The 11,723-nt window shown below is 75.8% G+C and carries 10 protein-coding genes; 5 read left to right on the top strand and 5 right to left on the bottom strand.

Going from position 1 to position 11,723, the window contains the following annotated elements; translation table 11 throughout:
• Positions 1–6: 6 nt before the first annotated feature.
• Complete coding sequence (locus tag GA0070611_RS13945; protein WP_091663937.1) at positions 7–981, bottom strand: AraC-like ligand-binding domain-containing protein; 975 nt, start codon at positions 979–981, stop codon at positions 7–9.
• 224 nt (positions 982–1,205) lie between these two features.
• On the opposite strand from GA0070611_RS13945, the gene GA0070611_RS13940 reads away from it, so the two are divergent.
• The 3 genes from GA0070611_RS13940 to GA0070611_RS13930 all read left to right on the top strand — a co-directional run bounded on the left by GA0070611_RS13940 (position 1,206) and on the right by GA0070611_RS13930 (position 4,272).
• The gene (locus GA0070611_RS13940; protein ID WP_091663932.1) at positions 1,206–1,691 is read left to right on the top strand and encodes a hypothetical protein; all 486 of its coding nucleotides are present in this window, start codon (positions 1,206–1,208) and stop codon (positions 1,689–1,691) included.
• A gap of 103 nt (positions 1,692–1,794) precedes the next feature.
• Positions 1,795–3,201 carry a class II 3-deoxy-7-phosphoheptulonate synthase gene (locus tag GA0070611_RS13935; protein ID WP_091663929.1) on the top strand — a complete coding sequence of 469 codons (1,407 nt, stop codon included), beginning with the start codon at positions 1,795–1,797 and terminating at the stop codon, positions 3,199–3,201.
• A gap of 51 nt (positions 3,202–3,252) precedes the next feature.
• Positions 3,253–4,272, top strand: coding sequence for a threonine aldolase family protein (locus tag GA0070611_RS13930; protein ID WP_091672896.1), 1,020 nt, complete (start codon positions 3,253–3,255; stop codon positions 4,270–4,272).
• Positions 4,273–4,413: 141 nt separating this feature from the next.
• Here GA0070611_RS13930 and GA0070611_RS13925 read toward each other — a convergent pair whose 3' ends face one another.
• Positions 4,414–5,280 carry a deoxyribonuclease IV gene (locus GA0070611_RS13925; protein ID WP_091663925.1) on the bottom strand — a complete coding sequence of 289 codons (867 nt, stop codon included), beginning with the start codon at positions 5,278–5,280 and terminating at the stop codon, positions 4,414–4,416.
• Positions 5,277–7,262, bottom strand: coding sequence for a Stk1 family PASTA domain-containing Ser/Thr kinase (gene pknB / locus GA0070611_RS13920; protein WP_091663921.1), 1,986 nt, complete (start codon positions 7,260–7,262; stop codon positions 5,277–5,279). Before pknB ends, GA0070611_RS13925 begins: the two co-directional genes overlap by 4 nt.
• 131 nt (positions 7,263–7,393) lie before the next feature.
• Here pknB and GA0070611_RS13915 point away from each other — a divergent pair, with 131 nt between their 5' ends.
• Positions 7,394–7,786, top strand: a complete 393-nt coding sequence (locus GA0070611_RS13915; protein ID WP_167604429.1) for an Rv2175c family DNA-binding protein — start codon at positions 7,394–7,396, stop codon at positions 7,784–7,786.
• A 161-nt stretch (positions 7,787–7,947) separates the two neighbouring features.
• Here the strand turns inward: GA0070611_RS13915 and GA0070611_RS13910 are convergent, their stop codons facing one another.
• Both GA0070611_RS13910 and GA0070611_RS13905 read right to left on the bottom strand, forming a co-directional pair.
• A complete protein-coding gene (locus tag GA0070611_RS13910; protein ID WP_091663918.1) occupies positions 7,948–9,030 on the bottom strand; it encodes a polyprenyl synthetase family protein in 1,083 nt (360 codons plus the stop codon).
• Positions 9,031–9,039: 9 nt separating this feature from the next.
• Positions 9,040–10,557, bottom strand: coding sequence for a helix-turn-helix domain-containing protein (locus GA0070611_RS13905; protein WP_091663915.1), 1,518 nt, complete (start codon positions 10,555–10,557; stop codon positions 9,040–9,042).
• Between the two features lie 226 nt (positions 10,558–10,783).
• Here GA0070611_RS13905 and metF point away from each other — a divergent pair, with 226 nt between their 5' ends.
• Positions 10,784–11,701, top strand: a complete 918-nt coding sequence (gene metF, locus GA0070611_RS13900; RefSeq protein ID WP_091663912.1) for a methylenetetrahydrofolate reductase [NAD(P)H] — start codon at positions 10,784–10,786, stop codon at positions 11,699–11,701.
• The last annotated feature ends 22 nt before the right edge of the window (positions 11,702–11,723 follow it).

Here is an 11,723-nt window from a genome sequence, read left to right as displayed (position 1 = left end):
CGTGGGTCAACCCCGCCCGGCCCGCTCCCGGTGTTCGCCGGGGGACACTCCGTACGCGGCCCGGAACGCGCGGCTGAAGTGCGCCGGGTGCGCGAAGCCGCACCGGGCGCCGACCTGCGCGACGCTCAGCTGCCGCAGCTGCGGGTCGGCCAGTTCCCGGGCGGCCCGGTCCAGCCGGCCGCTACGGATCAGCCCGCCGACCGTCGCGCCGGTGCCCTCGAAGAGCCGGTGCAGCGACCGCAGGGACAGGTGGTGCGCCGCCGCGACGGTGGCCGGGGACAGCTCCGGGTCGGTCAGGTGCTCCCGGACGAACGCCGTCACCCGGGCCCGCAGCCCGGTGACCCGGACGTCGACCGGCAGGTCCCGCACCGCGTCCAGCTGCCCGGCCAGGGTGCCGGCGATCAGGTCCAGCGCGATCCGGTCGAGCTGCGGCGCGTCGGCCGCCGCGTACTGCTCCGGATGCGCCATGATCCGCCGCAGGAAGGCGGCGAGCAGCGCGCCCATTCCGGTGCCGGCCGGGATGCCGACGGCGCACAGCGCCGCCAGCCGGTGCGCCGGCACCGGCAGCGCGTGGTGCGGCACCAGCACGGTCAGGGTCTGCACGGTCCCCGGCGTCGTGCCGTCCGGGCCGTGCCGGGATTCGTGCGGCCGGACCGTGTCGACCAGGGCGAAGGCGGACGGGTCGAGGCGACCCTCGCGGCGCTGCTGGGTCATCACGCCGCGCCCGGAGAGCGGCAGGGCGAGCTGGTACAGCTCCGGGTCGGTGCTGTTGATCATCGGGGCGGCGCGGGTGAACTCCAGCGACGGGTAGCGCCAGACGCCGAGGCGTACCGCGCCGAGATCGACCGCGCGGGCCGAGGCGGCGAAGTCGGCCGCGTGCGCGCTGCGGATCCGGGCCGCCGCCGACTGCCGGGCGACGAGGTCCTGCCAGAAGCCGAACCGCTCGGCCGGCGGCAGCCAACCGGTGTCGACCGACGCCACGGCGAGGATGGTCGGTCACCTCCCGGCACGCCGCGCGGCCCGGTGCCACGCGGCCACCAGAGACTAGCCACCGGCCGCCCGGCGCGCCGGGCGACGTGCGCGCCGGTCTGGCCGCACGGGGCGATCAGGGCGAGGATGGGGAGGCCACCGACCCGCGCGCGGGTCGGTGTGACAGACTCGCCGCTCGGCACGTCTCGATGCCCCGGCGCCGATGGGAGGGACCGATGGGTCAGTCGCACCGCAGGGTGGCGACCGCCGCCGTCCTGCTCGCGCTCCTGCCGGTCGCCCTGACCGGCTGCGGCGACGACGACACCGACACGGGCGCCGCCGCCCCGACACCGCGGGCGCCGGCGCAGGAGGCGGCCAGCAAGAGCCGGGAGCGGGTGCAGGCGTACCTCGACGCGATGGCCGCCAAGGACGTCGACGCGGGGCGCAGCCAGCTCTGCGCCCCGTTGCAGGCCACCTTCGACACCGCCGCCACCGGGCCCAACGGCGACTTCGCCGACCACTTCACCGTCCCGCAGGCGGTCATCACCGACGTCCGCTCCGGCGCGCACGGACAGGAGGTGAGCACCACCGTCACGGTCGCCGCCGGCGCCCGCAAGGCCACCCGGCCGGTGCTGTTCACCGTCACCCGCAGCGGTGCCGACTGGTGCATCGCCGGCGAGGCGCCGGGCGACAACACCCCGGCTCCGTCGACCACGCCGTGATCCGCCCGCCGCGCTGACCTGCGGTGTGGCGCTGGTCTCCCAGTTGCCGGAACCGTCCCCCTCGGCGCTCGGCCGCCCGGGCGGTCGCCGTACGCTTTCTCCCATGCGCCATGAGTGGCACCAGCTGAGCCATCCCGCCGTGGGCAGCCCCGGCCTGCAGACCAGCCGCCCGACCGCCGACTCCGCCGAGGACGCGGCCCTCGGCCTGGACCGCTGGCGGGACCTGCCCCGCGCGCAGACCCCGCCCTGGTCGGACCAGACCCAGGTGGCCGAGGTCTGCAAGGTGCTCGACACCGTGCCGTCGGTGGTCGCCCCCTACGAGGTCGACCAGCTCCGGCGGCGGCTCGCGCTGGTCTGCGAGGGCAAGGCGTTCCTGCTCCAGGGCGGCGACTGCGCGGAGACCTTCGCCGACAACACCGAGAGCCACCTGCTGGCCAACGCCCGCACCCTGCTCCAGATGGCGATCGTGCTCACCTACGGCGCGTCGCTGCCGGTGGTCAAGGTGGCCCGGGTCGCCGGGCAGTACACCAAGCCCCGGTCGCTGCCGACCGACGCCCGCGGCCTCCCGGCCTACCGGGGCGACATGATCAACTCGCTGGAGGCCACGCCGGAGGCCCGGGTCGCCGACCCGCAGCGCATGATCCGGGCGTACGCCAACTCCGCCGCCGCGATGAACATGCTCCGGGCGTACCTGGCCGGCGGCCTGGCCGACCTGCACGCGGTGCACGACTGGAACAAGGACTTCGTCCGGCAGTCGCCGGCCGGCGAGCGCTACGAGGCCATCGCCCGGGAGATCGACCGGGCCATCGCCTTCATCCGGGCCTGCGGGATGACCGACGAGGAGGCCCTGCGCACGGTCACCCTCTACTGCTCGCACGAGGCCCTCGCGCTGGAGTACGACCGCGCGCTCACCCGCATCTCCGACAGCCGGGCGTACGGCCTGTCCGGGCACTTCCTGTGGATCGGCGAGCGCACCCGGCAGATCGACGGCGCGCACATCGACTACATCTCCCGCATCGCCAACCCGATCGGCGTGAAGCTCGGCCCGACCACCAGCCCGGACGAGGCCATCGAGCTGTGCGAGAAGCTCAACCCGGACAACATCCCCGGCCGGCTCACCCTGATCAGCCGGATGGGCAACCACCGGGTCCGCGACGCGCTGCCCCCGATCGTCGCCAAGGTCACCGCGGCCGGCGCCAAGGTGGTCTGGCAGTGCGACCCGATGCACGGCAACACCCACGAGTCCTCCAACGGCTACAAGACCCGGCACTTCGACCGGATCGTCGACGAGGTGCTCGGCTACTTCGAGGTGCACCGCGGCCTGGAGACCCACCCGGGCGGCCTGCACGTCGAGCTGACCGGCGAGGACGTCACCGAGTGCCTCGGCGGCGCCCAGGGCATCGAGGACCTCGACCTGCCCGACCGGTACGAGACCGCCTGCGACCCGCGACTGAACACCCAGCAGTCGCTGGAGCTGGCCTTCCTGGTCGCGGAGATGCTGCGGGGCTGACCGCCCGTGGGCCCGCGACCGGCAGCGGAAAGGATGACCGTGCCTGACAACCTGATCGACCTGCGTTCGGACACCGTGACCCGGCCCACCGCCGGGATGCGGGAGGCGATGGCGACCGCCGAGGTCGGCGACGACGTCTACGCCGAGGACCCGACCGTCGCGGCGCTGGAGGCCGAGGTGGCCGCCCGCTTCGGGCACGAGGCCGCGCTGTTCGCCCCGACCGGCTCGATGGCCAACCAGATCGCCCTGCAACTGCTCGTGCCCCCGGGCGACGAACTGCTCTGCGACGCCGACGCGCACGTGGTGACGTACGAGATCGGCGCCGCGGCCGCGTACGGCGGGATCTCCTCGCGGACCTGGCCGGCGGTCGGCGCGGCGCTCGACCCGGACGTGGTGGCCGGCATGGTCCGGCCCGACGGCTACTTCGCGGTGCCCACCCGGGCGATCGCGGTGGAGCAGACCCACAACCGGGGCGGCGGCGGGGTGATCCCGCTGGACACCCTGCGGGCGCTACGCCGGACCGCCGACGAGCACGGCCTGGCGCTGCACTGCGACGGGGCCCGGATCTGGCACGCGCACGTCGCCGACGGCGTGCCGCTGGCCGAGTACGGCGCGCTCTTCGACACCCTCTCCGTCTGCCTGTCGAAGGGGCTCGGCGCGCCGGTCGGCTCCCTCGTCGTCGGCAGCGCCGAGCGGATCGCCCGGGCCCGGTTCCTGCGCAAGCGGATGGGCGGCGGCATGCGGCAGGTCGGCATCCTCGCCGCCGCCGGCCGGTACGCCCTGGCCCACCACGTCGACCGGCTCGCCGAGGACCACGCCAAGGCGGCCCGGCTGGCCGAGGCGATCGCCCCGTTCGGGGTGCTCGCCGCGCCGGTGCGCACCAACATCGTCCCGCTCGACCTGACCAAGCACCCGCTCGACGCGAAGTCGCTGGCGGCGGCCGCCCGGGCGGCGGGCGTGCTGATCTCGGTGCTCGGTCCGCGTACCGCCCGGCTGGTCACCCACCTGGACGTCGCCGACGAGGCGGTCGACCGCGCCGCCGACCGGCTCACCACCGTCCTGCGCGGCTGACCCGACCCCATCCCGTCCCCCGACTCGTTGATCAAGGAGTTTGCGTCAGGATCCGTGCTCCGGATGACGCGAACCCCTTGGCCGACAGGGCGGACGGCCGCAGGCCGCGCGGGGGACAGGGTGCGGGGGAGGGGCAGCGGGTCAGGGGTGGAGGCGCCTGAGGGTGGCGATGTCGGCCGCGTGGCCGACGTGCTTCTCCGTCGGGGTCTCCACCACCACCGGGATGCCGGCCGTGGCCGGGTGCCGCATCAGCTCGGCGAACGCCGGCTCGCCGATGCTGCCCTTGCCGATGTTCTCGTGCCGGTCCCGGGTGGAACCGCACAGGTCCTTCGAGTCGTTCGCGTGCACCAGCTTCAGCCGGTCCGCCCCGACCGTGGCGACCAGGGTGTCCAGGGTCGCCGTCATCCCGCCCTCGGCCGCCAGGTCGTGCCCCGCCGCCCAGGCGTGGCAGGTGTCGAAACAGACGCCCATCATCGGGTGCCGGTCGACCGCGTCCAGGTAGGGGCCGAGGTGTTCCACCCGGGAGGCCAGCGACCGGCCGCCCCCGGCGCTCGGCTCCACCAGCAGCAGCGGCCCGCCGGCCGCGGCGGTCTCGTCCAGCAGCGGCAGCAGGGCCTCGCGGACCTGCCGCATCGCCGCCTCGGTGTGCCCGGCGTCCACGGCGCTGCCGGCGTGGAACACCACCGCCTCGGCGCCGATCGCCCGACCCCGGCGCAGCGCGTGCGCCAGCGTTTCGGCCGACCGCTCGACCGTGGCCGGGGTGGGGGAACCGAGGTTGACCAGCAGCGAGGCGTGGATGAAGACCGGCACGCCCCGCTCGCCGCAGCCGTCGCGCAGCAGCACGTCCTGCGCCGGGTCACCGGCGGGCAGCGCCCAGCCCCGTGAGTTGGAGACGTAGACCTGGACCACCTCGGAGGCGGCCGCGTCGACGTACGGCAGCACCGCCTTCGCCAGCCCGCCGGAGGTGGGGGTGTGCGAGCCGACCCGTCGCCGCGTGCCCGCGCTCACAGGCAGGTCACCGTGACCGGGGTGCCCGGGGGCACCGGCGTGTTCTCGCCCGGGTTCTGGAAGCGGGCCACCCCGTTGGGGTTGAGCTGGATGTTGACCGGGAAGCCCTGGCTCTCCAGCACCTGCTTGGCCTGCTGGCACGGCATGTCCACCACCCGGGGGACGACCACCTGGGCGGGCCCCTTGCTGAGCTCCAGCTTGACCTCGGCGCCCTTCTCCACCCCGGCGCCGTCGGCCGGGCTCTGCCCCAGGACCTCGTCCTTCGGCTTGTCCGAGTCCTTGTACGACTCGACCGGCTTGAGGCCGAGGCCGGCGAGGATGCCCCGGGCCTCGTTGACGTTCTTGCCGACCAGGTTCGGCACCGTGACGGGAGCGCGACCCTTGCTCAGCACCAGGGTCACCTTCGCCCCGGGCCGGACCACCGTGCCCACCTTCGGGTCGGTCGCCAGCACCACGCCGGCCGGCAGCTGGTCGTCGTAGCGGGACGGGCCCTTGACCGGGACCAGCTTGGCGTCGGTGAGCTGGGTGCGGGCCAGCTCGAAGTCCTGGCCCACCACGTCCGGCACCGGCAACTGCTCCGGGCCGAGCGACAGGGTCAGGGTGATCGTGCCGCCCTTGAGGATGCGGGCCGCCGAGGCCGGGTCCTGCCCCAGCACGCTGTCCTTCGGGACCTTCTCGTCGTAGCGGGCGTCGGCGTACTTCAGCGTGAAGCCGCCCCGGGCCGCCTGCGCCTCCGCCTCGGCCCGGGTCATGCTGACCAGCTGCGGGGCCACGGTGTACCGCCCCACCCCGAACCACCAGCCGCCGAGCGCGGCGACCAGGCCGAGCACCACGGCCGCCGCCGCGACCGCCAGCCGGCCGCGGGGCGAGCCCATCACCCGGGTACGCAGCGCGGCCAGCCGGGCACCCAGGCTCTCGCCCTCCGGGTCGGCGGCGCGCCGCCGGTGCGGGCGCGGCCCGCCGGCCTCCGGCAGCCGGGCCCAGGGGGGCCGCTCGGTCGGACGGACGGCCGCCACCACCATGGTCGGCTGGGCCAGCGCGGTCTCGTTCTCGACCCGGCGCAGCACGGCGGTGTGCGAGTTGGCGTTGCCCAGGTCGTCGCGGACCTGCTGCACCTCGGCCAGCAGCGCCCCGGCATCGGTGGGGCGGGCCCCCGGATCGCGCCGGGTGGCCCGGCCGACCAGGTCGTCGAGGGTGGTCGGCAGCGTCGGCACCAGGGTCGAGGGAGCGGGCACGTCCCGGTCGACGTGCTGCCAGGCGACCTCCACCGGGCGGTCGCCGTCGTACGGCACCCGGCCGGTGAGCATCTCGAAGAGCACGATGCCGGCGGAGTAGACGTCGGTGCGCGGGTCGGCGCGGCCCTCGGTGACCAGCTCCGGGGCGACGTACGCCACGGTGGCCATCAGCTGGTTGCCGTTCTCCTCGTCGGCGCTGGCCTCGACCGCCCGGGCCAGCCCGAAGTCGGCGACCTTGACCACGCTGTCGACCAGGTTGGCGGGGCTGCCGGTGGGCGCCTCGGCGACCAGCACGTTCTCCGGCTTGACGTCGCGGTGCACCAGGCCGGCGCGGTGCGCGGCGGCGATCGCGGCGAGCATCTGCTCGGCGATGGCGAGGGCCTCGTCCGGGTCCAGCCGGCGGCGCTCGGTGAGCACGTCGCGCAGGGTACGACCGCGCACGTACTCCATCACCAGGTAGGGCAGGCCCGCGTGGGTGCCCTGGTCGTAGACCGCTACCACGTTCGGGTGGGTCAGCCGGGCGATGGTCTTCGCCTCGTCGGTGAACCGCTCCACGAACCCGGCCAGCCGAGCCCGAGCCTCCGGCGCCTGGGTCGGGTGAATGATCTTGACCGCCACGGTGCGTTCGAGACGCTCGTCGGTGGCGGTGTACACGGTCGCCATGCCGCCACGGGCCACGCGACCGCGGATGCGGTAGCGCCCGTCGAGCAGCGAGCCCAGCAACGTGTCGGCGACCTGTGTGTCCATCGGCAGGAAGTCTATGTGTCCATCGGGTGAAGGTTGAACAGGATGCTACAGCGGGCGGCCGACACCAGCGGGCCCGGCGCGCACGCGGGGGGCCGCTGCGCGCCCGGCGGGGCACGTGGCAGGGTGGTCGGGTGACCGATTCCGTACCCTCCGACGCCGCCGCCACCGGCGCCGACCTGCCCGGACCCACCGACCCGGCCGGCTGGCTGACCCTGCCGGACGTGGCCGAGCGCCTCGAGCTGTCGATCAGCAAGGTGCACCAGCTGATCCGGGACCGCGAGCTGATCGCGGTCCGCCGCGACGGTGTCCGCCGCGTGCCGGCCGACCTGGTGGCCAACCAGACCGTGCGCAAGCACCTGCCGGGCGTGCTCAACCTGCTCGCCGACGCCGGGTACGACGACGAGGAGGCGGTGCGCTGGCTCTACGAGCCGGACCCCACCCTCGCCGGCGGCACCCCCGCCGTGGCCCTCGGCGGCGACCAGGCCCGCGAGGTCAAGCGCCGCGCCCAGGCCCTCGGCTTCTGACCCCACCGGCCCGGTCGGGGATCACCCGCCCCGGCCACCTCGTCGATCATGAAGTTGACGGCACTTTTGGAGATCCACATCGCCGTCAACTTCATGATCGCCGGCATCGGCGGCATCGGCGGCATCGGCGGGCGGCGGGGGTGCGGCGGGCGGGCCTGGGGTCAGTCGGCGCGGCGGGTGGCGGCGATGGCCAGGTCGACCAGGGACTGCCGGGCCTCGGTGTCCAGGTCGACCGTGGCGAGCGCGGCCAGTGCGCTCTCGGTCAGCGTGGCGATCCGCCGCTCGGTCCGCTCCAGCGCCCCGCTCGCCGTGATCAGCTCCCGCAGCCGGGCCACCCCGTCGGCCGTCAGCGCCGGATCGCCGAGCCCGCCGAGCAGCAGCTCCCGGCCGGCCGCGTCGACCGCCTCCAGGGCGGCCGCCACCAGATAGGTCCGCTTGCCCTCGCGCAGGTCGTCGCCGGCCGGCTTGCCGGTGCGCTCCGGGTCCCCGAAGACGCCCAGCACGTCGTCGCGGAGCTGGAACGCCTCGCCCAGCGGCAGCCCGTACGCCGAGTACGCCGCGCGCACCTCGGCCGGGGCGTCGGCCAGTGCCGCGCCCAGCAGCAGCGGCCGCTCGACCGTGTACTTGGCCGACTTGTACCGGGCCACCTTGCCGGCGCGTTCCAGCGAGGTGTCCCCGGTCGCCTGGGTCAGCACGTCCAGGTACTGCCCGACGGTCACCTCGGTGCGCATCTCGTCGAAGACCGGCCGGGCCCGGGCCACCGTACGCGGGTCGAGGCCCGCCGAGTGCAGCACCTCGTCCGACCAGACCAGGCAGAGGTCGCCGAGCAGGATCGCGGCGGCGTCGCCGAAGGCGTCCGGGTCGCCGCCCCAACGGGCCGCCCGGTGCCGCGCGGCGAACCGCCGGTGCACCGCCGGCTCGCCGCGCCGGGTGTCCGACCGGTCCATCAGGTCGTCGTGGATCAAGGCGCTGGCCTGCACGAACTCCAGCGCGGCCAGGGCCGCGACGACCTGGTCGGAGTCGACCCCGCCGGCCCCCCGGTAGCCCCAGTAGGCGAAGGCCGGGCGCAGCCGCTTCCCGCCCCCCAGCACGAACGCCTCGATCGCCTCGGCGACCGGCACCAGGGCGTCGTCGACGGTGGTCAGCCAGCCGCGCTGGCCGGTGAGGAACTCGGTGAGCGACTTGTCGATCCGTTGGCGCAGGCCGGCGCGGTCGACGGGGGAGACGGGAGCAGCGTGGGTCACGCCACGACGCTAGCCGGTCCCCGCCGGTCCCGTCGTGTCGCCGGGTCGGCGTGGCGCACGGGCCGACCGGGGCGTTCGGGCCCGCGCGGCCGGCCGGCTCCGGGCGGGCAGCCACGGGCGGGCCGCCGCCAGCAGGTCGGCGTACCGCCGGGCCGCCGGTTCGTCGCGGTGCCCGGACAGCCGGCGGCGGACCTCGGTGAGCTGGTCGACCGCGCGCGGCGACCCGGACCGGACGGCGTCCAGCAGCGCCGCCCCGGCCACCGCGCAGGCCGTGTCGACCTCGCCGAGCCGCAGCTGCGCCCGGGCCAGCCAGGCGCCGTAGACCGCCGCCCGCCGGGGCCGGCCCGCCCCGCCCGCGGCCGGCTCCAGCAGTGGTACGGCCGGTCCCGGGCGGCCCAGCGCGACCAGGGCGCGCCCGGTCATCGCCGCGAGTTCGGCCGGATCGAGCCAGTACAGCCAGGACGGCTCCCGGCCGGGGTCGGGCCCGCCGGTGTCCGTCGCGGCGGTCAGGGCCCGGCGCGCCGTGCGGGACCGGCCGGCGAGCGCGGCGGCGAACGCGATCCGGTGCAGCAGCAGGGCCCGCAGCCCCGGTGGAGCCGCGTCGTGGCAACCGGCGTACGCCGCCCGACCCAGCACCAGCGCCCCGGCCGGGTCACCGACCCCGGCCAGCAGGTGGCTGGCCGAGCCGAGCACGTGCCCGGCCAGCCCCCGGTCGCCGGCGGCGACGGCCGCCCGCAGGGCCAGCCGGTAGACCTCCAGGCCGTCGGTCAACCGCCCGGCGTCGGCGGCGAGCCAGCCGGCGAGCTGGGCGGACTCGGCCAGCACCGGCAGCAGCCGGTGTCGACCGGCCGGCCCGGCGACCCGGTAGCCCCGGACCGCGCGGCGCAGCCGCCGCAGGCCGGCCCCGGCCAGGTCCACCCCGCCCAGCAGATCGTCCCACCGGCGCAGCTCGGTCAGGTCCGCCCCGCCGGGCAGGTCGTCCCGGTGGCACAGCTCGGTCAGGTCCGCGTCGCCCGGCAGGTCGTCCCGGTGGCGCAGCTCGGCCAGGTCGGCGCCGGCCGTGCCGTCCCGGCCCGGTCCCGCGGCGGGCCGGGTGAACGGCGACGGACCCGGGTCGGGCCCCGCCGCGGCCCGGCCGGCCAGCGGATCGGCGAGCGGGCCGCCCAGCGACACCCCGGCCGGATCGGCCGACCAGCGGTGCGCCAGGGTGAGCAGCGCGGCGCGGGCGCGCCGCGCACCCCGGTCGACCGTCGCCGGCACCAGCCCGAGCCGACGGCTGTGCGCCGCGGCCTCGGCGAGCAGCTCACCGGGCACCCCGAGGACCACCGCGAGCCACCCGAGCCAGAAGTCGCCCGGCAGCCGGCGCTGCCGCTCCCACCGGGAGATCTCGTGCCGGGTCAGGGTCGGTACGCCCGAGGCGGCACAGAGCGCACCGGCGACGCGCTGCTGACTCCAGCCGCGCGCGGACCGCAGCTCGGCCAGGAGCGGCCCGAGCGGACGCGGATCGGGTGGCGGGAGCGGGATCATCGGTCCTCCGGAGGGCGTCGGCGCGGGCGGCGACGCGGACGCCCGGCCGGTGCCGGACCGGCCCGTCGCCGGTCGTGCTGACCCCCGCGCGGGCCCCCGGCCCCGGCCGCCGCCGGTCCCACCGCGCTGGTCCGTTTCTACCCCCGGGGTACGACGCTTCGCGGTGCGGTGTTCGCGGGCTGGGAAGATCCTGGGGTCGACCGGGCCCGACGGTTACAGTCGGGGCGTGGCGCTCGGTCTTCCCTCCGTCCTCCCCAATCCGCAGCCGGCGATCGGGGAGCTGATCCGCGACGGCCGGCCGACCTTCTCGTTCGAGTTCTTCCCGCCCAAGACCGCGCAGGGGGAGCGCCTGCTCTGGCAGGCCATCCGCGAGCTGGAGCCGTTGCGGCCCTCGTTCGTGTCGATCACCTACGGCGCCGGCGGCTCGACCCGGGACACCACCGTCGCGGTGACCGAGCGGATCGCCACCGAGACCACCCTGCTGCCGATGGCGCACCTGACCGCCGTCGACCACTCGGTCGCCGAGTTGCGGCACGTCATCGGCCGGCTGGCCTCGGCCGGGGTCCGCAACGTGCTGGCCGTGCGCGGCGACCCGCCGGGCAACCCGGGCGGCGACTGGATCAGGCACCCGGAGGGCGTGCTCTACGCCGAGGAGCTGGTCCGGCTGGTCCGCGACTCGGGTGACTTCAGCGTCGGGGTGGCGGCCTTCCCGTACAAGCATCCGCGCTCGCCCGACGTGGCCAGCGACACCGCGCACTTCGTCCGCAAGTGCCGCGCCGGCGCCGAGTTCGCCATCACCCAGATGTTCTTCGACGCCGACGAGTACCTGCGGCTGCGCGACCGGGTGGCGGCGGCCGGCTGTGACACGCCGATCCTGGCCGGGGTGATGCCGGTGACCCAGCTCGCCACCATCGAACGGTCCGTGCAGCTCTCCGGCGCGCCCTTCCCGCCGGCGCTGGCCGAACGGTTCGCCCGGGTCGCCGACGACCCGGAGGCGGTCCGCCGGCTCGGCATCGAGCAGGCCAGCGAGATGTGCGCCAAACTGCTGGACGAGGGCGTGCCCGGGATCCACTTCATCACCCTCAACCGGTCCACCGCGACCCGGGAGGTGTGGCAGCACCTGCGGGCCGACGCGCGAGTGTGACCACCCGCGGCGCGACACCCGC

The organism is Micromonospora auratinigra (assembly GCF_900089595.1).
In the GTDB taxonomy this organism is placed as follows: domain Bacteria; phylum Actinomycetota; class Actinomycetes; order Mycobacteriales; family Micromonosporaceae; genus Micromonospora; species Micromonospora auratinigra.
Note: the sequence above shows the minus strand (reverse complement) of the source record. Positions and strands in the feature narration are given on the sequence as shown.